The sequence below is a fragment of the Phenylobacterium sp. J367 genome (assembly GCF_024699985.1).
GTDB lineage: Bacteria > Pseudomonadota > Alphaproteobacteria > Caulobacterales > Caulobacteraceae > Phenylobacterium.
The window spans coordinates 419,876-440,943 of record NZ_JAJONA010000001.1 but is presented as its reverse complement, the minus strand read 5'-3'; the positions used below and the strand labels follow the sequence as shown (position 1 = coordinate 440,943).

The 21,068-nt window shown below is 70.7% G+C and carries 22 protein-coding genes and 3 pseudogenes; 9 read left to right on the top strand and 16 right to left on the bottom strand.

Annotation, left to right across the window (positions count from 1 at the left end; genetic code table 11):
* The first annotated feature begins 6 nt into the window (after positions 1-6).
* Positions 7-696: a type 1 glutamine amidotransferase gene (locus LRS04_RS02540; RefSeq protein ID WP_308238060.1), complete on the top strand. Its 690-nt coding sequence runs from the start codon at positions 7-9 to the stop codon at positions 694-696.
* Between the two features lie 149 nt (positions 697-845).
* Here LRS04_RS02540 and hemF read toward each other — a convergent pair whose 3' ends face one another.
* Positions 846-1,721 (bottom strand): oxygen-dependent coproporphyrinogen oxidase, encoded by an 876-nt coding sequence (gene hemF / locus LRS04_RS02535; protein ID WP_257815012.1) that lies wholly within the window; start codon positions 1,719-1,721, stop codon positions 846-848.
* Between the two features lie 56 nt (positions 1,722-1,777).
* A pseudogene (locus LRS04_RS27550) lies at positions 1,778-2,243 on the bottom strand (tRNA (cytidine(34)-2'-O)-methyltransferase).
* A gap of 205 nt (positions 2,244-2,448) precedes the next feature.
* On the opposite strand from LRS04_RS27550, the gene petA reads away from it, so the two are divergent.
* The 3 genes and pseudogenes from petA to LRS04_RS02515 all read left to right on the top strand — a co-directional run bounded on the left by petA (position 2,449) and on the right by LRS04_RS02515 (position 5,186).
* Entirely contained in the window at positions 2,449-3,003 is a 555-nt protein-coding gene (gene petA, locus LRS04_RS02525; RefSeq protein ID WP_257815011.1) for a ubiquinol-cytochrome c reductase iron-sulfur subunit, read from the top strand.
* 5 nt (positions 3,004-3,008) lie between these two features.
* Positions 3,009-4,317: pseudogene (locus tag LRS04_RS02520) on the top strand (cytochrome bc complex cytochrome b subunit).
* A 20-nt stretch (positions 4,318-4,337) separates the two neighbouring features.
* A complete protein-coding gene (locus LRS04_RS02515) occupies positions 4,338-5,186 on the top strand; it encodes a cytochrome c1 (RefSeq protein WP_257815010.1) in 849 nt (282 codons plus the stop codon).
* 1,344 nt (positions 5,187-6,530) lie between these two features.
* On the opposite strand, the gene LRS04_RS02510 is transcribed toward LRS04_RS02515, so the two are convergent.
* The gene (locus tag LRS04_RS02510) at positions 6,531-6,830 is read right to left on the bottom strand and encodes a hypothetical protein (RefSeq protein WP_257815009.1); all 300 of its coding nucleotides are present in this window, start codon (positions 6,828-6,830) and stop codon (positions 6,531-6,533) included.
* Between the two features lie 200 nt (positions 6,831-7,030).
* Between LRS04_RS02510 and LRS04_RS02505 the strand changes: the two genes are divergently transcribed.
* Together LRS04_RS02505 and LRS04_RS02500 are read left to right on the top strand one after the other, a co-directional pair.
* Positions 7,031-7,294: a hypothetical protein gene (locus LRS04_RS02505; protein WP_257815008.1), complete on the top strand. Its 264-nt coding sequence runs from the start codon at positions 7,031-7,033 to the stop codon at positions 7,292-7,294.
* A gap of 75 nt (positions 7,295-7,369) precedes the next feature.
* A complete protein-coding gene (locus tag LRS04_RS02500; RefSeq protein WP_257815007.1) occupies positions 7,370-7,822 on the top strand; it encodes a hypothetical protein in 453 nt (150 codons plus the stop codon).
* Here the strand turns inward: LRS04_RS02500 and LRS04_RS02495 are convergent.
* From LRS04_RS02495 to lgt, 11 genes and pseudogenes are all read right to left on the bottom strand, one after another.
* Positions 7,806-8,486 (bottom strand): dienelactone hydrolase family protein, encoded by a 681-nt coding sequence (locus tag LRS04_RS02495; RefSeq protein ID WP_257815006.1) that lies wholly within the window; start codon positions 8,484-8,486, stop codon positions 7,806-7,808. The two genes, LRS04_RS02500 and LRS04_RS02495, sit on opposite strands and share 17 nt — an antisense overlap.
* A gap of 3 nt (positions 8,487-8,489) precedes the next feature.
* The gene (locus LRS04_RS02490) at positions 8,490-9,161 is read right to left on the bottom strand and encodes a dienelactone hydrolase family protein (protein ID WP_257815005.1); all 672 of its coding nucleotides are present in this window, start codon (positions 9,159-9,161) and stop codon (positions 8,490-8,492) included.
* A gap of 108 nt (positions 9,162-9,269) precedes the next feature.
* A complete protein-coding gene (gene ychF / locus LRS04_RS02485) occupies positions 9,270-10,367 on the bottom strand; it encodes a redox-regulated ATPase YchF (protein ID WP_257815004.1) in 1,098 nt (365 codons plus the stop codon).
* Between the two features lie 71 nt (positions 10,368-10,438).
* Positions 10,439-10,888 (bottom strand): hypothetical protein, encoded by a 450-nt coding sequence (locus tag LRS04_RS02480; RefSeq protein WP_257815002.1) that lies wholly within the window; start codon positions 10,886-10,888, stop codon positions 10,439-10,441.
* Between the two features lie 52 nt (positions 10,889-10,940).
* Positions 10,941-11,557 (bottom strand): annotated as a pseudogene (gene pth / locus LRS04_RS02475) (aminoacyl-tRNA hydrolase).
* A gap of 28 nt (positions 11,558-11,585) precedes the next feature.
* Entirely contained in the window at positions 11,586-12,206 is a 621-nt protein-coding gene (locus LRS04_RS02470; protein WP_257815001.1) for a 50S ribosomal protein L25/general stress protein Ctc, read from the bottom strand.
* A 143-nt stretch (positions 12,207-12,349) separates the two neighbouring features.
* Entirely contained in the window at positions 12,350-13,390 is a 1,041-nt protein-coding gene (locus LRS04_RS02465) for a hypothetical protein (protein WP_257815000.1), read from the bottom strand.
* Between the two features lie 127 nt (positions 13,391-13,517).
* A complete protein-coding gene (locus LRS04_RS02460; protein ID WP_257814999.1) occupies positions 13,518-14,453 on the bottom strand; it encodes a ribose-phosphate pyrophosphokinase in 936 nt (311 codons plus the stop codon).
* 70 nt (positions 14,454-14,523) lie between these two features.
* Positions 14,524-15,291 carry a peptidoglycan editing factor PgeF gene (gene pgeF, locus LRS04_RS02455; RefSeq protein ID WP_257814998.1) on the bottom strand — a complete coding sequence of 256 codons (768 nt, stop codon included), beginning with the start codon at positions 15,289-15,291 and terminating at the stop codon, positions 14,524-14,526.
* A 6-nt stretch (positions 15,292-15,297) separates the two neighbouring features.
* A complete protein-coding gene (locus LRS04_RS02450; protein WP_257814997.1) occupies positions 15,298-16,350 on the bottom strand; it encodes a class I SAM-dependent methyltransferase in 1,053 nt (350 codons plus the stop codon).
* Positions 16,337-17,206, bottom strand: a complete 870-nt coding sequence (gene lgt, locus LRS04_RS02445; protein ID WP_257814996.1) for a prolipoprotein diacylglyceryl transferase — start codon at positions 17,204-17,206, stop codon at positions 16,337-16,339. Before lgt ends, LRS04_RS02450 begins: the two co-directional genes overlap by 14 nt.
* Positions 17,207-17,327: 121 nt before the next feature.
* Between lgt and LRS04_RS02440 the strand changes: the two genes are divergently transcribed.
* The 3 genes from LRS04_RS02440 (at position 17,328) to proC (ending at position 19,116) form a co-directional block, all read left to right on the top strand.
* A complete protein-coding gene (locus tag LRS04_RS02440) occupies positions 17,328-17,603 on the top strand; it encodes an accessory factor UbiK family protein (protein WP_257814995.1) in 276 nt (91 codons plus the stop codon).
* Between the two features lie 162 nt (positions 17,604-17,765).
* Entirely contained in the window at positions 17,766-18,269 is a 504-nt protein-coding gene (locus tag LRS04_RS02435) for a YbjN domain-containing protein (protein WP_257814994.1), read from the top strand.
* A gap of 52 nt (positions 18,270-18,321) precedes the next feature.
* Entirely contained in the window at positions 18,322-19,116 is a 795-nt protein-coding gene (gene proC / locus LRS04_RS02430) for a pyrroline-5-carboxylate reductase (protein ID WP_257818916.1), read from the top strand.
* Between the two features lie 55 nt (positions 19,117-19,171).
* On the opposite strand, the gene LRS04_RS02425 is transcribed toward proC, so the two are convergent.
* Together LRS04_RS02425 and LRS04_RS02420 are read right to left on the bottom strand one after the other, a co-directional pair.
* The gene (locus LRS04_RS02425; RefSeq protein WP_257814993.1) at positions 19,172-19,600 is read right to left on the bottom strand and encodes a DUF2147 domain-containing protein; all 429 of its coding nucleotides are present in this window, start codon (positions 19,598-19,600) and stop codon (positions 19,172-19,174) included.
* A gap of 74 nt (positions 19,601-19,674) precedes the next feature.
* Positions 19,675-21,036 carry an ATP-binding protein gene (locus tag LRS04_RS02420; RefSeq protein ID WP_257814992.1) on the bottom strand — a complete coding sequence of 454 codons (1,362 nt, stop codon included), beginning with the start codon at positions 21,034-21,036 and terminating at the stop codon, positions 19,675-19,677.
* Positions 21,037-21,068 lie beyond the last annotated feature (32 nt).

Genomic DNA, 21,068 nt, shown 5'->3' with positions numbered 1-21,068 from the left:
TTGAGATTGGGTGTCCTGAAGACCGGCCGGCCGCCGAAGCCGGCGATCGAGCGGTTCGGGACCTACCCGGACATGTTCATGCGCCTGCTGGGCCCCGACGCCTACGCCTGGCGGACCTATGCGGTGGACGAGGGCGAGCTGCCGGACAGCGTCGGCGAGTGCGACGGCTACATCGTCACCGGCTCGTCGTGCGGGGTCTACGACCCGGAGCCGTGGATCCAGCCCGCCATGGACTGGCTGAGGGCCGCGAAGGGCCAGGCGGCGCTGGTCGGCGTCTGCTTCGGGCACCAGCTCATGGCCGAGGCCTTCGGCGGCAAGGTGATCAAGTCGCCCAAGGGCTGGGGCGTCGGCGAGCACGAGTACGAGGTGCTGAGGCCTCGGCCGTGGATGGATAGCGCCCAGTCGATCCGCCTGCCGGCCTCGCACCAGGACCAGGTGGTCGAGCCGCCGCCCGGCGCGGAGATCTTCGCGGCCAGCGAGTTCTGCACCATGGGCGGGCTGGACTACGGCGACCGGGCGATCTCGCTGCAGCTCCACCCGGAGTTCCTGCCGGAGTACGCCATAGCCCTGATCGAGCACCGGCGCGGCGACCGCTACACCCAGGAACAGGCCGACGCGGCGATCCACACCTACGGCCGCCCGGACGACCGGGAGCGGGTCGGCGGCTGGATCCGCAATTTCCTCGCAACGGCCTAGCCGGGTTCGGGGTTAGGGGTCTTCGAAGGGAGCCCCCCTATGATCCGCCCCATGAAGACCCGCGCCTGGCAGGCCCTGATCGTCGCGGCGAGCGCCGCCGCCGCCCTGGCCGTCGGCCTGGGCGCCCAGGCCGGCGTGATCCTCCCCGGTTAGGGCCAGGCCACCAGCGGCGGCATGGACGACAGGATCGTGTCGACGTTGCCGCCGGCCTTCAGGCCGAACATCGTGCCCCGGTCGTAGAGCAGGTTGAACTCCACGTAGCGGCCCCGGCGGACGAGCTGGGCGTAGCGGTCCTCCTCGGTCCAGGGCTCGTCCATGCGGTGGCGGACGATCTTCGGGTAGACGTCCAGGAAGGCCTCGCCCACGGCGCGGGTGAAGGCGAAGTCGCGCTCGAAGTCGCCGGTGTTGTGCCGGTCGTAGAAGATGCCGCCGACGCCGCGCGTCTCGCCGCGGTGCGGCAGGAAGAAGTACTCGTCGCACCAGGCCTTGTAGCGGGGGTACCACTCGGGATCGTAGGCGTCGCAGGCGCGCTGCATGGCGGCGTGGAACAGCTTCGCATCGTCCGCCTCCTGGCTGCGCTGCTCGTCCAGCATGGGCGTGAGGTCGGCGCCGCCGCCGAACCAGCTCTCCGCCGTCGACAGGAAGCGCGTGTTCATGTGCACGGTCGGCACGCGCGGGCTGACCGGGTGGACGATCAGGCTGATGCTGGCCGAGACATAGGACGGGTCCTTGTCGGCGCCCGGCATCTGGGCGGCCATCTCGGGGCTGAAGCGGGCGGTGGCCGCCGAGGTGTGGATGCCGGCCTTCTCGAACAGCCGGCCGGAGAAATGGCCGCCGATGCCGCCGCCGACGCCGGTCTCCCGCGTCCAGGGGCGCGTCTCGAAGCGCCCGGCCTCGCCCGGATAGAGCTCGGCGGGCGCCTCCTCCTCGAGCTGTTCCAGGGCGGCGAAGATGCGGGTCTGCAGGGCTTCGAACCAGGCCTTGGCCCGGTCGCGGCGTTCGAGGATCTCGGGAGGGAGCGACATGCGGCGGGCTTAGACGCAACGCCCGCGGCGCGCAAACCTGGGACGATTGCGTAGGATCACGACGGCCGCGGGAAGCCGTCGGTCTGGCGCAGCGCCTCGCCGAGCGCCATCGCCGCGGCGTTGACGACGTTCAGCGAGCGGGCGCCGGGAGCCAGCGGGATGATCAGCCGCGCGTCGGCGGCGTCGTGCACCTCGTCGGGGACGCCGGCGCTCTCTCGGCCGAACAGCAGTACGTCAGACGGGCGAAAGGTGAAGGTGTGGTGCGGGCGCCGCGGCCCTCGTGGTGAAGAGCACGATCCGGCCGCCCGCGGCCCGCGTCTGCGCGAGGAAGCCGGCCCAGCCGGAATGGCGTTTCACCTCGGCTTTGGAGGCGTAATCCATCGCCGCGCGGGCGATCGCGCGGTCGGAAAGCGGGAAGCCGCAGGGCTCGATCACGTCGATCGCGACCTCCAGGCAGGCGCCCAGTCTGACGGCCGCGCCGAGGTTTTGCGGAATGTCCGGTTGAAAAAGGGCCAAACGCATTCTAAGCGAACCGCCACGGGATAGGCCGGGGCTTGATAGACGAATCGCGGAGAGTGTTTGCGAGGATTCGCAAACGGTTCGGCGAAACCGCTTCTGCCCCGACGCCTCGCCCGGCGAGCGGCCTTACCAGGCGACTGGTCGGGCCCAAAAGGCTGGGCGCCCTTAGCTAGGTATCAGGGCGTCCGAATACGAAGGGTAGCTTTAGGTGGCCGACACCGTCGTGGGCGCTAATCCCGATCCGCACGCTCCGGGCGAAGACCCGAGCCGTCGCGACTTCATCCATATCGCCGCAGGCGCGGCCGCAGCCGGCGCCGTGGGCGCCCTGGCCTGGCCGTTCATCGACCAGATGAACCCGTCGGGCGACACGCTGGCGCTCGCGTCGGTCGAGTTCGACCTGAACAAGGTCACGCCCGGCCAGCAGGTGGTGCTGAAGTGGCGCGGCAAGCCGCTGTTCGTGCGCAACCGCACGCCGGCCGAGATCGCCGCGGCGGTCAAGGACGACACCGCGGCCCTGCGCGACCCGCAGACCGACGAGGAACGCCACAAGCCCGGCAAGCCCGAGTGGCTCGTGCTGATCGGCACCTGCACCCACCTGGGCTGCGTGCCGACCTTCGGCGGCGGCGAATACGGCGGCTGGTTCTGCCCCTGCCACGGCTCGCACTACGACACCTCCGGCCGGATCCGTAAGGGCCCCGCGCCGCGGAACCTCGAAGTGCCCGAATGGGCCTTCCTCACCGACACCACGGTCAAGATCGGCTGATATCGATGAGCGGACACTCCACTTACGAGCCGAAGACCGGCTTCGAACGCTGGCTCGACATGCGCCTGCCGGTCATCCGGATGGCCCATGACACGGCGCTGGCCTTCCCGACCCCGAAGAACCTGAACTACTGGTGGACCTTCGGCGGCATCCTGGCGGTCATGCTGGTCGTGCAGATCGTCACCGGCATCGTGCTGGTGATGCACTACGTCCCGCACGTCGACTACGCCTTCAACTCGATCGAGCGCATCATGCGTGACGTCAACTACGGTTGGCTGATCCGCTACATGCACGCCAACGGCGCCTCGATGTTCTTCGTGGCGGTCTACATCCACATCCTGCGGAACCTCTACTACGGGTCCTACAAGGCCCCGCGCGAGATCCTCTGGATCCTGGGCTGCGTGATCTACCTGCTGATGATGGCCACGGCCTTCATGGGCTACGTCCTGCCCTGGGGCCAGATGTCCTTCCACGGCACCGTCGTGATCACCAACCTGTTCGGCGCCCTGCCGATCGTCGGCGAGCCGATCACCACCTGGCTGTGGGGCGGGTTCGCGGTCGACAATCCGACGCTGAACCGCTTCTTCTCGCTGCACTACCTGCTGCCGTTCATGATCGCCGGCGTCGTCGGCCTGCACATCTGGGCGCTGCACGTGCCGGGGAACAACAACCCGACCGGCGTCAACGTGAAGTCCGTGGACGACACCGTGCCCTTCCACCCGTACTACACGGTGAAGGATGGCTTCGCGATCGCGGTGTTCTTCCTGATGTACGCCTCGTTCGTGTTCTACAACCCGAACATCCTGGGCCACGCCGACAACTACATCCCGGCCAACCCGCTTGTGACCCCGACGCACATCGTGCCCGAATGGTACTTCCTGCCGTTCTACGCGATCCTGCGGGCCATCCCGGACAAGCTGGGCGGCGTGCTGGCCATGTTCGGGCGCCATCGCGGTGCTGTTCGTCCTGCCCTGGCTGGACACCTCGAAGGTCCGCTCCATGCGCTACCGCCCGACGGCGCGCTGGTACTTCCTGATCTTCGTCGTGGTCTGCCTGATCCTCGGCTTCTGCGGCGCCAAGCTGCCGGACGATCCGGTGATCCCGGGCGTGGCCTCCTTCCAGCTCCTCGACGCGCAGCTCAACAGCTTCGTGTGGCTGAGCCGGATCGCCACCGCCTACTACTTCGCCTATTTCCTCGTCATCCTGCCGGTCCTCGGCCTCACCGAGACCCCGCTGCCGGTCCCGGAGTCGATCTCGGCGCCTGTCCTGTCCCATCCCGCCACAACGCCGGCCGGCGCCCGTGGCGTCGCCTGAAAAGAGGGGTTGAGCCTAAGATGCTGCGCAAAGTTTCCGCGCTGGCGGCGTTTGGGCTCGCGCTGCTGACGGCCGCCCCGGCGCTGTCGGCAGGCTATCCCGAAGAGCCGAAGAACGTCGCCTGGGGCTTCGAGGGGCCGTTCGGCCGCTTCGACAAGGCCCAGCTGCAACGGGGCTACAAGGTCTATCGCGAGGTCTGCGCGGCCTGCCACGCGATGAGCCTGGTGTCGTTCCGCAACCTCGGACAGAAGGGCGGCCCCTTCTATGACGAGAAGTATCCGAACCCGAACGACAACCCGTATGTGAAGGCCCTGGCCAAGGACATCCAGGTCGCCGACGTGGATTCCGAGACCGGCGACGCCATCCAGCGCCCGGCGACCTCGGCCGACCGCTTCCCGTCTCCGTTCCCGAACGAGGCGGCGGCGCGGGCGTCGAACGGCGGGGCCTATCCGCCGGACCTGTCGGTGATCGCCAAGGCGCGCGCCGGCGGGCCCCGGTACATCTACTCCGTGCTGACCGGCTACGAGAACCCGCCGGCCGGCCTGACGCTGGGCGCGGGCACCTACTACAACCCGTACTTCCCGGGCGACCTGACCGCCTACTGGAAGGGCGACCACCACAGCGTGCCGAAGGGCGGCGCGATCGCCATGGCGCCGCCGCTGGGCACCGACAAGGTGACCTTCGACGACGGCACCAAGTCGACGGTCCACCAGCAGGGCATGGACGTGACCGCCTTCCTGATGTGGGCCGCTGAGCCCAAGATGGAGGAGCGCAAGGAGTTCGGCTTCGGCGCGATGATCTACCTGCTGATCCTCACGGTCCTGCTGTGGTTCAGCTACCGCCGGATCTGGCGCAACGTCGCCCATTAGGGCGACCGCCAGGACGATCCGAAGAGGGCCCCGGTGCGAACCGGGGCCCTTTTTCATGGCGGGCCAAGGATCAGGGCGCCGGCCGGGAAGTCGAAGCGGACGCGCCAGCGGGCGAGCACGGGGGGCGCCCAGGACGCCGGCGATGACGTCGGGGTCGGCGGGCGCCAGCCCGGCCGGAACCTGGCCGATCAGCTCGCCGGCGAAGGAGAGCGTGGCGAGTGTCGGCCTGAGCACGCCATAGGGCTGGAGCTCGGCGGGCTTGGCAGCCCCGGGGGCGGCCGCCAGGGCCTCGGAGAGCCGCACGGGCGCGTCCAGGCCCGTGGACACCACGAAAGGTCCCCGAAGGGCCGTGGCGCCGTCCGCAGCGCCCGCCAGGACCACCGGGCGGCCGGCGGCCCAGGCCAGCGGCAGGCGCTGGCCCCGGAAGGCCGGCGCGCGGCCCGGCGCGGAGAGCCGCAGGCGGCAGGGCGCGAAGCTCACGTCCACCACCTGGCCCTTCAGAGCGTCGGCGCCGATCACGCCCGCGATCGGCGTGGGGAACAGGCCGGTGCGGACGTCGAGGTCGGCGATGGGGACGGCCAGCGGCCCGACCGTAACCCCGGCGACGGTGACGTCCGCGGTCACCTCGGGGTCGAGGTAGCCCATCTCCTGGGCCTGGGTCTCGGCGAGCTGGGTGCGGGCCTGGCCGGTGTCGAGGATGTAGTCGCCCACGAAGCCGGCGACCTCGGCGGTGACCACCACCACCCCGTTCTCGTACCAGCAGGTCGCCTCGCCCGCGAAGGCCGGGGCGGGAAGCGCGCTGAGCGCCAGGGCGCCGAGCGCGAGGGCAGGGAGGCGAGTCACGGATTGATCATGCCGCCCGGCGCACGCTTCGCCTATGGTGACAGGCGAGATGCCCGAGAACAGCGAAGACCTGCCCAAGGCGCGAGCGCATCGGCCCTACCGGCCCTACTGGGCGTGGCTGATGGGCGCGGCGCTCATCATCTGGGTGCTGATGTCACTGGGCGAGGCGATCGCCGTCGTCTTCACCATGTTCGGCGTGGCCTTCGTCGCGCCGATCCTGCTGACCGCCGGCCTCGTCTGGATGGCGGCGGACGCCTGGCGCGGGCGGATCCCGCGGCTGCTGATCTGGCTGCCGGCGGCCTATTTCGGCGGCTATGCGATCGCGCTCGCGCTGAGCTGGGGCGGTTATGCGCAGCGGGCGGCGGAGGTGGAGCGCGAGAACGCGCGGTTCGCCGTGCCCTTCCGCGCCGAGGCGGACGACCTGGTGGAGGCGCAGCCCGACCTCGAGTACGGCGGCCCGGTGGCGCCCGAGCTCGTCGCCCGCTTCGACCTGCCGTCGGTCTATGGCCGCGAGCCCAGCATCACGGGCGGCATGGCCGAGTGGCGGGTGGCGCCGGGCGATCTCTGCAAGGCGGTGCCCACTATCCCCGGCAAGGTCTGGAAGACCGGCCATCGCCTGCCGTTCGGGCCGGGCTCGGCGGAGGCGGCGCAGGCCTGCGTGGTGGCGGTGCGCGGCGCGCCCAGCCGCCCGCAGGTGACGATCCGGGCCGGGCTGGAGGAGGAGCGCCGGCTGGGCGGCCGTGTGCTGCTCGATTCCATCACGGCCGCCCGGACCGGCCAGCCGGCCCAGACGCTGCGCACCGGCCACGCCGAGGTGCTGTCGCCGTTTCCGTTCCCGCTCTACGTCTGCTGGGTCGAGGGCTGCCGGTTCCACTGGTCGACGCTCGAGCGGCCGATCGCCGGCGGCTCGCCCACCGAGACGGGCCGGACGGTGGAGCGGCTGGGCGAGGCCTGGGGGGCTGGTCCCGCGGACGGCGGCGCCGGACCTGGACGAGCCGGCGATGCGGACCCTCGCGGCCAAGGTCGAGGCCGAGGCGGCCGCGGAGCGCGCCGTGGTCGAGCGCGCGCTGGCCGATCCCGAGGCGGGGCTGCCGCTCTACTTCTGGCCGCTGATCGACGCCGATCCGGAGTGGGGGCGGCGCATGGCGCCCGAGCTGCGCCGGGCGCACGCCCAGGCGCAGGCGAGCGGCCGCAAGGACCGCTCCGAACCGATCGGGGTCGCGCTGAAGACCCTGGAGCGCCAGACGCAGGCCGCCCGGCCCTGAGGCGCCTTACGCCCGCCGCAGGCGGCGCCAATATGGAGGCCATGGCCTACGCGCGCCTGGACCAACTTCAAACGGATGCAGGACCTGACGGTGGCGGCCGCCTCGCTGATCTACGCCGGGGCCGTGGTCCACGCCTTCGGCCGGCTGCCGGGCGGTTTCCCGCTGATCGCCGAGCGGACCATCATCTGGCCGGCGGGCTTCCTGTTCCTGTCGCTGACCATCCCGCTGCTCGTCGGACCGATGCGGCGGACGCTGACGCGCTACGTCTGGATGAGCTTCCGGGCGGGCTTCGGACAGACGGCGGGGTCGGTCCTGACCGGCGTCGGCCTGCTGCTCGGCGCGGCGCTGTTCATCTACTGGCAGGTGGCGGGCGCCAGCGCCGGCGGACGCTATCCGGCGGGCGTATTCTCCGGCTACGCGGCCGGCATCGGCATCCTGGCGGCCCAGGCGGCGCTGGTGCGGGTCCTGGAGCAGGTTCCGGAGGTGCGGAAGCTGATCGAGGTGGGCGGGCCTACATCTCGCTCCTGATCCCGGCGTTGCGGGCGAAGAGCTGGAGGGTGCGCAGGCGGGCCAGGCGGGCGCTGTCGGCGTGGTAGTCGCGGCGGCGGTCGGAGTTGAAGCCGTGGCCGGCGTCGTAGAGGTAGATGGCGACGTCCGGATGCCTGTCGCGGATCTCGTCCACCTTCTCCAGCGGGATTGAGGCGTCGGTCTTGCCGAAATGCAGGATCGTCGGACACCTGGGCGTCTCGTCGACCAGTTCGCTGATCCGGCGGCCGTAGTAGCCGGCGGCGGCGGCCACGCCGTCGCACCGGCAGGCGACCAGCCAGGCGGCCGCCCCGCCCCAGCAGTAGCCGGTGACGAAGACGGGGCTTGAGAGCGCGTCGATGGCGGCCTGGGCGTCGCCGGCCACCTGATCCCAGGGCGTCGCCTGGCTGTACTCGACGCCCTTCTGGATCGACTCCGGGCTGTAGTCGGCGGCGAAGCCGGGCTCCAGGCGGTCGTAGAAGGCCGGCGCGATCACCTCGTAGCCGTCTTGCGCGAAGCCGTCGCAGAGCTCGCGGATGTGGTCGGTGACGCCGAAGATCTCCTGGATCAGCACCAGGCCGCCGCGCCGGGCGTCGGTCGGCTTGGCGTGGTAGGCGGCGAACTCGAAGCCGTCGTGGCGGCTCTTCAGCGCGATCGTCCCGCCCATGGCTCAGGCCTCGTCGAACAGTTCCAGGGTGCGGTGGCGGGCGAGGTCGGCGGCCTCGGCGTTGTAGCGCTCGGGGCTCTGGTTGTTGAAGCCGTGGCCGGCCCCTTCGTAGATGTAGACCGGCACGCCCGGATTGGCCGCTCCAACCGCGGCGGCGACCTCGTCGGCGTGGATGCCGGGGTCGGTGCGGCCCAGGTGGACGATGGTCGGGCACCGGGGCGCCTCGCCGGCGAACTGCTTCACCAGGCTGCCGTAGTAGCTGGAGGCGGCGGCGAGGCCTTCGAGCCGGCAGGCGGCGAGCCAGGTGAGCGAGCCGCCGTAGCAGTAGCCCACCACGCAGACCTTTTCCCCGCGGGTCTTCAGGAAGTCGCGGGCCGCGGCGATGTCGCCCAGCGCCTGGTCGAAGGGGGTGGCGCGGGCATGCGCGATGCCGGCGGCGATGCCCGCCTCGTCGTGCTCGGCGTGGAAGTCGCGCTGGCGGCGGTCGAAGAGGGCGGGCGCGATGGCTTCGTAGCCCATCTTCGCCCAGCGCTCGACGTCGGCCCGGACGTGCCGGTCGATGCCGAAGATCTCCTGCAGGATGACCACGCCGCCCTTTCGGGGCGTGAAGGCGGGCTCGTGGTAGGCGGTGAACTCGAAGCCGTCGGCCCCTGCGATCCTGATCGTCTCACCCATCCCAGCCCCTCTTTCGTTGGCCGCCCGCGAAATCCGACGGATCGGATCTCGCCATCAAGAGTGGCGCATTTTCTACGCCGAACCGGCCTCCACTTCGGCGGAAAATGCTTAGACGTTGAAGCGGAAGTTCATCACGTCGCCGTCCTTGACGACATATTCCTTGCCCTCGGCCCGGAGCTTGCCGGCGTCCCGCGCGCCCGCCTCGCCGTTCAGCCGGACATAGTCCTCATAGGCGATGGTTTCGGCCCGGATGAAACCCTTCTCGAAGTCGGTGTGGATCACGCCGGCCGCCTGCGGGGCGGTGTCGCCCTTGTGGATGGTCCAGGCGCGGGCCTCCTTGGGACCGACCGTGAAGTAGGTCTGCAGGCCGAGCAGGTGATAGGCCTCGCGGATCAGCTTGTTGAGGCCGGGCTCGGTGAGGCCGAGCGTTTCCAGGAACTCGGTGCGCTCCTCGGGGTCGAGGAGGGCGATCTCGCTCTCGATCTGGGCGGAGATCACCACATGGTCGGCGCCGTCGCGCTTGGCGCGCTCGGCCACCGCGTTGGAGAGTTCGTTGCCGGTGGCGGCCGAGGCCTCGTCGACGTTGGAGACGTAGAGCGCGGGCTTCGAGGTCAGGAGCTGGAGCATCCGCCAGGCCTTCTCGTCCTCGGGAGAAACCTCGGCCTTGCGGGCCGGGCGGCCCGCGTTGAGGTGGCTGAGCGCGAGCTGGACGAGGCGGAGCGTCTGGGCGCTCTCCTTGTCGCCGGTCTTGGCGCGCTTCTCGAGGTTCGTGACCCGCTTCTCCAGGCTCTCGAGGTCGGCCAGCATCAGCTCGGTCTCGATGGTGTCGAGGTCGGCCAGCGGATCGACCTTGCCCTCCACATGGGTGATGTCGTCGTCGATGAAGCAGCGGGCCACGAAGGCCACGGCGTCGCAGTCGCGGATATTGGCCAGGAACTGGTTGCCCAGGCCCTCGCCCTTCGACGCGCCGCGCACCAGGCCGGCGATGTCCACGAAGTTCATGCGCGCCGGGATGATCTCCTTCGAGGGGATGATCGCGGCCAGCTTCTCCAGGCGCGGCTCGGGCACGGCCACGTCGCCGGTGTTCGGCTCGATGGTGCAGAACGGATAGTTCGCAGCCTGGGCGGCGGCGGTCTGGGTGAGCGCATTGAACAGCGTCGACTTGCCCACGTTGGGCAGGCCGACGATGGCGACTTTCAGGGCCATGGGTAGGTCGGGTTCCTCTAAGAGCGGCGGGACCTACCACGGCGGCCCGCCACCTCAAAGGGATGCGCGCCCTAGTGCGGCCAGCGGCCCTCCAGCACCTTCGCCTGGCCGGACTCCCACTGGACCTCGATGGCCGGGTCCTTCGGCTGGCCCTCGGCGAAGAGCTCGTAGATTACCGAGCCGTCGGTCTGCTTGCTCTCGATGACGCGGACGGGCCTGGCGGTGGGGACGGCGGCGCGGACCGGCGCTGGCGCGGCCGCCCAGGGGATGTCGCGCTGGATCTCCACGACCTGCCAGCCCTCCGGCGTCTGCAGCATGTCGAGCTCGATCTCGGAGCCGTCGGGCAGCGTGCCCTCCACATCGTAGTAGCGGCGGCCGTCGCGCTCCTTGAGCTCGGCCTCGGTGATGGTCATGCGGGGCTCGGCCGCCTTCACTGCGGCGGCGACGTCGGCCGGGACCGGCGCGGCGACGGCGGGGGCGGCGGCGGTGGCGAGCAGCAGGGCGAGGACGGCGGGGCGCATCGGTGTCTCCAGAACATGACACCGGTATCATAGGCCTTGGATGGCGCCGGGCTCAATCGCCGCGGGCGAGCTTGCGGGGGTCGAGCTTTTCGGAAGGGGCGAGGCGCATGACCTCGTTCTGGTACTTCTCGTCTTCCCCGGCCGCGAGGAGGGGGCGGCGTCGGCGCAGGCCTCCAGGAGCGGCGTGACCCACTTCATCTCGGCCTTGTGGAAGTCGGAGAGCACATGGCCGTGGACCAGGGCCTTGTCGCCCGGGTGGCCGGTGCCGAGCCGGGCGCGGCGGAAGTCGGGGCCGACCTGGGCGGTCACCGAGCGGATGCCGTTGTTGCCGGCCGCGCCGCCGCCGGTCTTCATCCGGAAGCGCCCGGGGGCGAGGTCGATCTCGTCGTAGAAGACCACCAGGTCGGCGGGCTTCAGCTTGAAGAACTTCAGCGCCTCGCCGACCGCGCGGCCGCTCTCGTTGTAGAAGGTCTGGGGCTTCAGGATCAGGGCGCGGACCGGGCCGTCCGGGGTGTCGATCTGGCCTTCCTGAGCGATGCTCTGGAAACGCGAACGCGCCGGTGAGAAGCCCCACCGGCGCGCGATCTCGTCAACGGCCATGAAGCCGATGTTGTGGCGGTTCTTGGCGTACGTCGGGCCGGGATTCCCCAGGCCTGCGATGAGCAGCATGTGCGCTCCGCCGTCGAACCGGGGAGGATTACTCCTCGCCGCCTTCGGCCGCTTCGGTTTCGCCGCCTTCGGCCTCTTCCGAGACCTCGGCCATGGCGCCGGCGATGCTGGCGACCACGAGGTCGCCGTCAACGGCGGCTTCGACGCCCTTCGGCAGCTTCAGGTCGGAGACGCGGATGGACGTGCCGATCTCGAGGCCGGTCAGGTCGATCAGGATCTCTTCCGGGATGTGGTCGGCGGCGCAGGCGACGTTCACGCTGTGCAGCGAGACGTTCAGGGTGCCGCCGCGCTTCAGGCCCGGGGACTCGTCCTGGTTCGCGAAGTGCACCGGCACGTCGATCTTGATCTGCTGATGCTCATCGACCCGGTAGAGGTCGAAGTGCACCGGCTCGTCGGTGACCGGATGCATGTCCACGGCCTTGGCGATCACCGGCTGGGATTCCTTGCCGTACTTCAGGGTCACCAGGTGGCCCAGCAGCTTGCCGGTGTAGAGCGCCTTGCGGAACTCGTTGGCCTTCACGGAGATGGCCACGGGGTCCTTGTCGCCGCCGTACAGGATGCCGGGGACCAGGCCCGAGCGACGGGCTTCGCGCGCGCCACCGGTGCCGGTCCGCTCGCGCACTTCAACGTTCAGGATGATCTCGGCCATCGCCATGCCTCAAAACGAAGCCGCCGCGCGTAGACAGCGCGGCGACGCAAATCTGCGACCCGGGGGGTCAATAGGGTGCGCGTAGATACACAAAAGCCCCGCCCCATGCAACGGGGCGGGGCCGTTGTTTTAACGAGTCTTCCTCAGCGCTTGCGAGTCGGCGCCGCCTTGGGCTTGGCGGTGGAGACCGGCTTCGCGGTCTCGCTGGAGACGATGATCATCCGGCCGTCGGTCGGGGCCGGCAGGCCGACGCCCTTGATCAGGCAGGCGCCGGTGTCGATCAGGATGTGCTGGCCCAGGCAGAAGACATCCTCGTAGTGCGGCTTGGCCACGGCCAGGCACTGGTAGAGGTTCAGCTTGGACATGTTGAGGCAGCTGCCCGAGGTGGGGTCGGCGAGGAGCGGCATGACCTGCTCCATGGCGTCGTCGCCGCCGTAGCCGAGGTTGGCCAGAGCGGCCACGGCGAGCGCGCGGACGACCACCGGCGAATAGGGCGGGCTGGCGGGCGATCCGGTGAGGCCGAGCGCCGGGGCGCCGACCGCGGCGGCCTGGAGGCGGGAGGTCTCGCCGATGTCCGGCAGGACCGGGGTGGTGGAGAGCTGCTTGGCGAGCAACAGGCGGGCCTCGCGGCCGGAGACGTCGCCCTTGGACCAGGAGGCCCGCTGCACGTCGTAGGCGGCCTGCTTCACGAGGCGGCCCTGTTCGAGCAGCTTCTGGCCGTCGCCGCCGAGGGCCGCGATCACCTGGCCCGCGGCGCTGGACGCGCCCTGGATGCCGACCACATAGGCCGGATCGCGCATGATGTCGTAGGCGACCTTGCGCCGGCCCTCGGGATCGGCGGCATAGACGCGGACGCCGGCCACGAAGGCCTGGTCCTGCATGGCGGCCACGGCGCCGTAGGCGATGGCGCCGCGGACCATCTGCTGGGGCTCATAGGCGGCGCCCACGCGCACGGCCTCGGCCACCGAAGGTCCATTGGTGAAGGCCGGCGAGATCTGCTGGGCCTTCAGGACATAGGCGCGGTAGGCGCCGGCCTGCTCGATCACCTTCGGCGACAGGCTGGCGGCCGGCGGGGGCGCCGGGGGCGGCGCGGGCGGCGGGGCTTCGGCGCAGGCGGCAAGAACGGCGGCCGCGGCGAGCGCGGCGAAGGACAGGACCCGTCGGATCCGAAGCGCGGACGTCATGTGCGGAGACTTTCCCCCTGATACCCAGTGGAGCCGAAGATACATCCCCCGCGGGCGAGAATGTGGCCCGGTATGGTAAACTCTTCCTGACCGGCCGCGACCATTTGACCGCGCCGCAGGAAAATCCTCAGTCGAAGAGCTTCGAGACGCTCTCCTCGTTGGCGATCCGGCGGATCGCCTCGCCGATCAGCGGCGCGCAACTGACCACGCGCACCTTGTCGCTGCGGCTGACCTCGTCGTTGGCCTCGATCGGATCGGTGACCACGAGCTCGCGCAGCACGGAATTGTTCACCCGCTCTACCGCGGCGCCCGACAGCACGCCGTGGGTGACATAGGCCGAGACCTCGGTGGCGCCGTGGTCCTTCAAGGCCTGGGCGGCGTTGCAGAGCGTGCCGGCGGAATCGACGATGTCGTCGTAGAGGATGCAGTGGCGGCCCTCGACGTCGCCGATGATGTTCATCACCTCGGACTGGCCGGGACCCGACCGGCGCTTGTCGACGATCGCCAGGTCGGCGCCCAGGCGGCTGGCGAGCGCGCGGGCCCGCACCACCCCGCCCACGTCGGGCGAGACGATCATGATGTTCTCGGTCTTGCGGTGCTGCTCGCGGATGTCGTCGGCCATGTGCCGGGCCGGCAGCAGGTTGTCGGTGGGGATGTCGAAGAAGCCCTGGATCTGGCCGGCGTGGAGATCCATCGTCAGCACCCGGTCGGCGCCCGCGCGGGTGATCAGGTTGGCGACCAGCTTGGCCGAGATCGGCGTCCGGCCGCCGGTCTTCCGGTCCTGGCGGGCGTAGCCGAAGTAGGGGAGCACGGCGGTGATCCGGCGGCCCGACGCGCGCTTCAGCGCGTCGATGCAGATCAGCAGCTCCATGAGGTTGTCGTTGGCCGGGTAGCTGGTCGACTGGATCACGAACACGTCCTCGCCGCGGACGTTCTCGTCGATGGTCACGAAGACCTCGTTGTCGGCGAACCGGCGGACCTGGGCGCGGGTCAGGGGCACATCCAGATAGTCGGCGATCGCCTGGGCCAGCGTACGGTTCGAGTTGCCGGCCAGCAGCTTCATTTTGGAGGTCCCGTGGCGATGTCGCTATGGGCGGGCCTTGTAGCAAAGGCGGGCGCTGAGTCTATCCCCCTCAGGGCTCCAGAACGATCGCCGAGAGCAGGCGGCCGTAGTCGGGTTCCGCCGCCTTGAAGGCGCGGCGGTTGGAGAAGAACCAGTCGGGCTCGGCGCAGGTGTCGCGCCCGACCCATTCCGGGCCCCTGACTCCGGCGGCCTCCAGGCGGCCGAGCACGAAGGCCGGCAGGTCGAACATCCGCTTGTCGTCGCTTGCGGCCGCCGTGAAGTAGCGGCCGTAGGCGCGGTCGAAGTGCACGAAGCGCTCCAGGAACTCGACGCCGACCTCGTAGGAGGCCGGGCCGATGCAGGGGCCGATCGCCGCGCGGATGCGGTCGCGCCGGGCGCCCAGCTCCTCCATCCGGGCGACCGCCGATTCGGCGACGCCGGTCAGCGCGCCCTTCCAGCCGGCGTGGGCGGCGGCGACCACCCGGGCCTCGGGATCGGCCAGCAGGACCGGCGCGCAGTCGGCGGCCAGCGCTCCGCAGACCACGCCGGCCGTGGCGCTGACCACCGCGTCGGCCTGGGGCGGGCCGGCGGGCCAGGGGCCGTCGGCGACGAGGGCGGTGGGGGAGTGGACCTGGTAGGCGGTGACGATCTGCTCCGCGCCGAAATGGGCGGCGGCCCGGCGGCGGTTCTCGGCCACGGCGTCGGGATCGTCCTTCGAGCCGACGCCGACATTCAGGCTGGCGTAGAGGCCCGCCGACACGCCGCCCTGGCGCGTGAAGAAGGCGTGGCGGACGCCCGGGAGCTGGAGGACGGGCGCGGTGATGACGGGAAGGCTCATGCGGTCCTATTCGGCCTCGAACGCGGGCGGCGTCCAGCCCGGGGAGTGGATGACGCCGGCCTTGAAGAGCTCGCCCATCTGGTCGGCGGCGACCAGGCGGTTGAGCTGGCGGCCGAGGACGGCGCTCTTGTCGGGCCGGGCGCGGACCAGGGCCTCGGCGCGTTCGCCGATGCCGAGCCGGGCCAGGAACTCGCCCTGGGTGAGGATGGCGGTGCGGGCGCCCTCCGCCTGGGCGGCGTCGAGCACGGCGGGGAAGTCGGCATGGACGGTGATGTCGGCCTCGCCGGGACCCTCGAGCGGGTCCACCTTCTCGTGGCGCAGGAGCGCCTGGAGGGTGTCGCCGAAGCCAGGCCGGTCGCGGCCGTAGTCGATCAGCAGGGCGGCGCCGCCGTCCTGGACGATGCGGGCGGCGAGCGCACGGCCGAGGCTCTCCTGGGCGGCGGACTGCTCCCAGACCGCGCCCTCGGGCGCGTCGGGGAAGGGAAGCTGCGGGGCGTTGGCCAGACCGAAGGTGAGCTGCCCCTCGGCGTCGAGGCCGACGACCTGCTCGGCCCAGCCGGTGGCGGTGCGGACGAACTGCCGGGCCGGCAGGCAGTCGAGGAGCTCGTTGGCGACAAGGATCAGCGGCGCGCCGCCCGGGACCTCGTCGAGGGACGCCGCCCAGCGGACCCGGTCGCCGAGCAGCCGGCGCTGCTTCTCCCTGAGCGGCGGGGAGGTCTCCACCAGCCAGGTGTCGGCGGCGGCCACGAACGCCGGGGCCATGCGTGCGGCGCGCAGGAGGTCGCTCATCAGGGTCCCGTCGCCGGGGCCCATCTCCACGAGGCGCAGCGCGGCCGGCTCGCCCAGCGCCTGCCAGCAGGCCACCGCCCAGACGCCGATCAGCTCGCCGAACATCTGGCTCACCAGGGGCGCGGTGATGAAGTCGCCTTCCGGGCCGAGCGCCGGGCGCGTGGCGTAGTACCCGTCCTGCGGATCGTGCAGGCAGCGGGCCATGAACTGGGCCACGCTGATCGGTCCGCCGGCGGCGATCTCCGCCGCCAGCCGGTCACGCAGGCTCATCGGCCGTGCGGGTGGACTTCGGCGGGACGCGGTCCGCGGCGGCAAGCGCCGGGGGCAGGGGCTCCTTCAGGCCGCGCCAGATCAGCCAGACGCCGAAGGCGATCATCGGGATCGACAGCATCATCCCCATGGTCAGGCCGAGCGGGAAGTCGGGCATGTAGGCGTCCGGCTCGCGGACGTTCTCCAGGCTGGCGCGGACGAGGCCGTAGCCGGCTACGAACATCCCCATCACCACGCCGCGGCGGTTCAGGAGCTTCGCGCCATAGACCGCCCAGGCGAGGAGGGCGAACAGCAGCAGGCCCTCCAGCGCGGCCTCGTAGAGCTGGCTCGGGTGGCGGGGTTCCGGTCCGGCGCCGGGGAACACGAAGGCCCAGGGGACGTCGGTGGGCCGGCCCCACAGCTCGCCGTTGATGAAGTTGGCGATGCGGCCGAAGAAGAGCCCGATCGGCACGACCGGCGAGACTAGGTCGCCTAGCCGCCAGAGGTCGATTCCGTTGCGCCATGAGAAGACGATCATGGCGATGAACACGCCGATGGCGCCCCCGTGGAAGCTCATGCCGCCCTCCCAGACCTTGAACACCTGCAAGGGGTCCTGGGCCAGCATGCCGGGCGTGTAGAACAGGACGTGGCCCAGCCGGCCGCCGGCGATGATGCCGATGGTCACCCAGAGGATCAGGTCGTCGACCTGTTCGCTGTTCACCGGCGGCGGGCGGTTGACCCAGAGGCGGCTGTCGCGGATGAGCGCCACGGCGTAGCGCCAGCCCAGCAGGATGCCGCCCACATAGGCCAGCGCGTACCAGCGGATGGCGAAAGGCCCGATCTGCACAAGAACGGGGTCGAACTCGGGAAAAGGCACGGTTCCTGCAGCTCCAGCGTTCAGGGCATCAGGGTTTAGACGACTAACCCTAGGCTTTCGACCCCCAGGGGCCATATAGGAGTGAGTAGGCGGCCAGTCCCGGCCGCTCTCAGAGCGTAAGATGCAGACCCAGAACCCGTTCCTCGACGAGATGGCCAAGCTCTCCACCGCCGCCCTGGGCCTCGCCCAGGCCGCAAGCGAGGAGGCCCGCGCCGCCTTCCGTTCCCAGGCCGACCGCGTCGCCGCCGAGCTCGATCTCGTGCGCCGCGAGGAGCTGGACGCGCTGAGGGCCGAGGTCGCGGCGCTCCGGGCCGAAATCGCGGCGCTGAAGGGCGAGACCGCCCCGAAGCCCAAGGCGCCGCCCAGGGCCAAGCCGGCGCCGAAAGACGCCCCCTGAAGGCCGAGCCGCTGACTTACCCACAACCCCGGGTGCGAAAGCGCGTCGCAGGCCACAAGATCGTGGTGACGGCCGCGCCACAAACCAGACTAACTTCGATATCGCAGGCGATTCGAGGACGGCTCTCTGTTCTCCGCCCCATGCGAAAGGACCTCGGTTCTCATGGACATCACCCCCTCTGACGACAACGTCCTCCTGGGAAACGATCCCCTGGACGTGGTCGAGCATGTGCTCACGGCGGAAAACCTGCCGTTCGACCGGACAGAAGACGGGGATCTCGCGTTCGCTCTCGCCGGCGACTGGAAGGACTATGAACTCTGGTTCGCCTGGCGCCCGGAAGCCGATTGCCTGCAGCTCTGCCTCTCCATGGACCTGACGGTCGAGAAGGAGATGCGTCCCCAGGCCCAGGAGCTGATCGCCGCCATCAACCCGCGCGTCTGGCTCGGCCACTTCGAGCTGTGGGAAGACGGCGAGATCATCTTCCGGCACGGCATGGCGCTGATGACCGGCGAGCAGCCGAGCCTGGCCCAGGCCGCGGCGATGATCGACGTGGCGGTGGAGGCGGGCGACCGGTTCTACCCGGCGTTCGACTTCCTGGTCCGCGGGGCCAAGTCGCCGCAGGACGCCATCGCCGCCTGTATGTTCGAGACGGTCGGCGAGGCTTAACCACCTCTAAGGGTTGTCAGCGGCGCGGTCCTAGCTAAGGGTCGCGCCCATGATCACGCCCATCCTGATGCTGGGCGCCGGCCGCATGGGCGGCGCGGTGCTCGACGGCTGGCGGCGCGCCGGCGCCTTCGAGGCTTCCGACCTGATGATCCGCGATCCCGCGCCGGGCGCGCAGGTCGCCGCGCTCGAGGCCGAGGGCGCGCTGGTCAATCCCCCCGACGCCGAACTGGCCCGGGCCAGGACCGTGCTGCTCTGCGTGAAGCCGCAGCTCTGGCGCGACGTGGCGGCCGAGACGGCGCCCTGGCTGGCCTCGGACGCTGTGGTGGTCTCGGTGGCCGCCGGCGTGAAATCCCAGGACCTGAGCCGCGAGTTCGGCGGCCGCTGCGTGGCCCGGGTGATGCCGACCACGGCGGCGGCGATCGGCCAGGGGACCGCCAGCCTCTTCGCCGACGACCCCGCCGCTCTGGCCCGGGCGCATGCGCTGTTCGAGCCGCTGGGCGCCGTGGTCGACCTCGCCGACGAAAACCTGATGCATGCGGCCACCGCCGTCTCCGGCTCGGGCCCGGCCTACCTCTACGCCTTCATCGAGGCCCTGGAGGGCGCCGGCCAGGCCGCCGGCCTGCCGGAGAAGGAGGCCAGGCGGCTGGCGCGCTCGACCCTGATCGGGGCCGCCGCGCTGCTGGCCGAGACCGGCGAGGAGCCGTCGGAACTGCGCCGGCAGGTGACCTCGCCGGCCGGGACGACGGAGGCGGCGCTGAACGTCCTGCTGGGCGCGGACGGCCTGCCCAGCCTGCTGCGCGAGGCGGTGGTGCGGGCGGTGAAGCGGTCGCGGGAGCTGGGCGCCTAGGACCAGTGTCGCGCGTCCGGGCGGCGAAACCGCTTCACACTTCCGCCTGACGCGCTCATGCCGCCCGGCGCCAGGTCTGGGCCTGGCAGATCATCAGGACGCAGCCTTCGAGCTTGAGCGAGCCGTCGCCGTTGAGGCGCAGCTTCGAGTCGTAGGTCTTGCCGCTCTCCGGGTCGTAGATCTTGCCGCCGGTCCAGCGGCCGGGCTCGGCGCGCTTGAAATCCCTGAGGAACGGCAGGCCGACGATCCCGCGGGCGCGGAGCTTCGCGTCGGGATTGTTCACGTCCTTCTTCGGCTGTCCGGCGGTGTCGTTGGGGGCCTTCAGCCAGACGATGGTTCCGCAGAGCCGATCGGCGGACCCGGCGCAGGGCGCGAGCTTCACCCGAGCGCTGGCGTCCTTGTTGAACCAGTCGCCCTCGACCGGATCGGCGGCCAGGGCCGGCGTGGCGACGAGGGCGAGCGCGGCGGCCAGCATCAGGCGCATGGAAGGTCTCCCCGGATGAGGTCAGGCTTCACCTTAGCGCGTGAACGGCGACTGAACGATGTTGGGTGAAATTCCTATCCCGGGAGCCGCACCGTGGCCCGCAGTCCGCCGAGCGGGCTCGTCCCGAGCTGGATGTCGCCGCCGTGGCCGCGGGCGATGTCGCGGGCGATGGCGAGGCCCAGCCCCACGCCCTTGGTGTTCTGGTTGCGGGCCTCGTCGAGCCGCCCGAAGGCCTTGAAGGCGTCCTCGTACTGCTCGGCCGGGATGCCGGGGCCGTCGTCGTCGACGAGGATCTCCACGCCGCCGGAGGGGATCGCGTGGGCGGCCAGCTCCACGCGCTCGCCGTGCACCGCCGCGTTCATGACGAGGTTGGAGAGCGCCCGCTTGAGCGCCGTCGGCCGGACCGCGGCCACGAGGTCCGGATCGACCGTCAGCGCCACCTGGGCGCCGGCCCGCCGCGCGCCTTCCGAGACCTCCACCAGCAGGTCGCGCAGGCGCACGGTCTCGACGGCCTCGCCGCCCTCGCCTCTGGCGAAGGCCAGGTACTCGTCGATCATGTGCTCCATCTCGGCGAGGTCGGACTTCATCGCCTGGGTGCGGGCCGACGGCTCGGCCAGGGCCAGTTCCAGCTTGAGGCGGGTGAGCGGGGTGCGCAGGTCGTGGCTGACGGCGGCCAGGAGGGTGGTGCGCTGGTCGATGTGCCGCTGGATGCGGCTGCGCATGTCGATGAAGGCATGGGCCGCCCGGCGGACCTCGCGCGCGCCGTGCGGCTTGAAATAGGGGACCTCGCCGCCCCGCCCGAAGGTCTCGGCGGCGTTGGCCAGGCGCTCGATGGCGCGGACCTGGTTGCGGATGAACAGGATGGCGATGGTGGTCAGCAGCACCGTCGCCACGGTCATCCACAGGACGAAGATGTGCCCCTGGGTGGCGAAGGCCCGGTCGCGGGGCGCCAGCACGCGCATCACCCCGCCCGGCACGGCCACGCGGATGTCGACGTAGGCCGGGTAGCGGGTGGTGTCGAACCAGTAGGGGGCGTCGAGCCGGGTCTCCAGGGCGCGCTCCAGCGAGCGGTCGATGGGCGCGAAGAACGGCTCCAGCGCCGCCGGCGGGTCGCGCCGGCGCTCGGGCAGGCGGCGGCCGGGCTGCAGGGCGACCGACAGGCCCATGGATTCCTCGGCCCGCTCGGAGAGCCGCGCGAAGGCCTCGGGCGTCGGGTCCTCCTGGTAGCTTTCCACCGCCCAGGCGATGTCGCCGGCCAGGCCCTCGGAGAGGCGCGCAGTGACGGTCTGCCAGTGGGCGTCGAAGAAGATGTAGGTCACCGCCACCTGCATCAGGGCGACGGGCAGGACGATGATCAGCAGGGAGCGGCCGAACAGGCTGGTCGGCAACTGGCGCTTCAGCCAGCGCGCCAGCACCCGTGACGGCACGAGGCGCATTTCACCTCCCCCCACGAAGTGGCGGGAGGGGG

Excerpts from the sequence above, each read along its gene's own strand:
- ychF (WP_257815004.1), bottom strand. The coding sequence starts at position 10,367 with ATGGCCCTGAAAGTCGCCATCGTCGGCCTGCCCAACGTGGGCAAGTCG.
- hemF (WP_257815012.1), bottom strand. The coding sequence starts at position 1,721 with ATGTCGCTCCCTCCCGAGATCCTCGAACGCCGCGACCGGGCCAAGGCC.
- LRS04_RS02450 (WP_257814997.1), bottom strand. The coding sequence starts at position 16,350 with ATGAGCCTGCGTGACCGGCTGGCGGCGGAGATCGCCGCCGGCGGACCG.
- LRS04_RS02500 (WP_257815007.1), top strand. The coding sequence starts at position 7,370 with ATGCAGGACCTGACGGTGGCGGCCGCCTCGCTGATCTACGCCGGGGCC.
- LRS04_RS02480 (WP_257815002.1), bottom strand. The coding sequence starts at position 10,888 with ATGCGCCCCGCCGTCCTCGCCCTGCTGCTCGCCACCGCCGCCGCCCCC.
- LRS04_RS02460 (WP_257814999.1), bottom strand. The coding sequence starts at position 14,453 with ATGAAGCTGCTGGCCGGCAACTCGAACCGTACGCTGGCCCAGGCGATC.
- LRS04_RS02435 (WP_257814994.1), top strand. The coding sequence starts at position 17,766 with ATGGACATCACCCCCTCTGACGACAACGTCCTCCTGGGAAACGATCCC.
- LRS04_RS02420 (WP_257814992.1), bottom strand. The coding sequence starts at position 21,036 with ATGCGCCTCGTGCCGTCACGGGTGCTGGCGCGCTGGCTGAAGCGCCAG.
- LRS04_RS02425 (WP_257814993.1), bottom strand. The coding sequence starts at position 19,600 with ATGCGCCTGATGCTGGCCGCCGCGCTCGCCCTCGTCGCCACGCCGGCC.
- LRS04_RS02470 (WP_257815001.1), bottom strand. The coding sequence starts at position 12,206 with ATGGCCGAGATCATCCTGAACGTTGAAGTGCGCGAGCGGACCGGCACC.
- LRS04_RS02465 (WP_257815000.1), bottom strand. The coding sequence starts at position 13,390 with ATGACGTCCGCGCTTCGGATCCGACGGGTCCTGTCCTTCGCCGCGCTC.
- LRS04_RS02440 (WP_257814995.1), top strand. The coding sequence starts at position 17,328 with ATGCAGACCCAGAACCCGTTCCTCGACGAGATGGCCAAGCTCTCCACC.
- pgeF (WP_257814998.1), bottom strand. The coding sequence starts at position 15,291 with ATGAGCCTTCCCGTCATCACCGCGCCCGTCCTCCAGCTCCCGGGCGTC.
- LRS04_RS02505 (WP_257815008.1), top strand. The coding sequence starts at position 7,031 with ATGCGGACCCTCGCGGCCAAGGTCGAGGCCGAGGCGGCCGCGGAGCGC.
- LRS04_RS02490 (WP_257815005.1), bottom strand. The coding sequence starts at position 9,161 with ATGGGTGAGACGATCAGGATCGCAGGGGCCGACGGCTTCGAGTTCACC.
- LRS04_RS02515 (WP_257815010.1), top strand. The coding sequence starts at position 4,338 with ATGCTGCGCAAAGTTTCCGCGCTGGCGGCGTTTGGGCTCGCGCTGCTG.
- LRS04_RS02495 (WP_257815006.1), bottom strand. The coding sequence starts at position 8,486 with ATGGGCGGGACGATCGCGCTGAAGAGCCGCCACGACGGCTTCGAGTTC.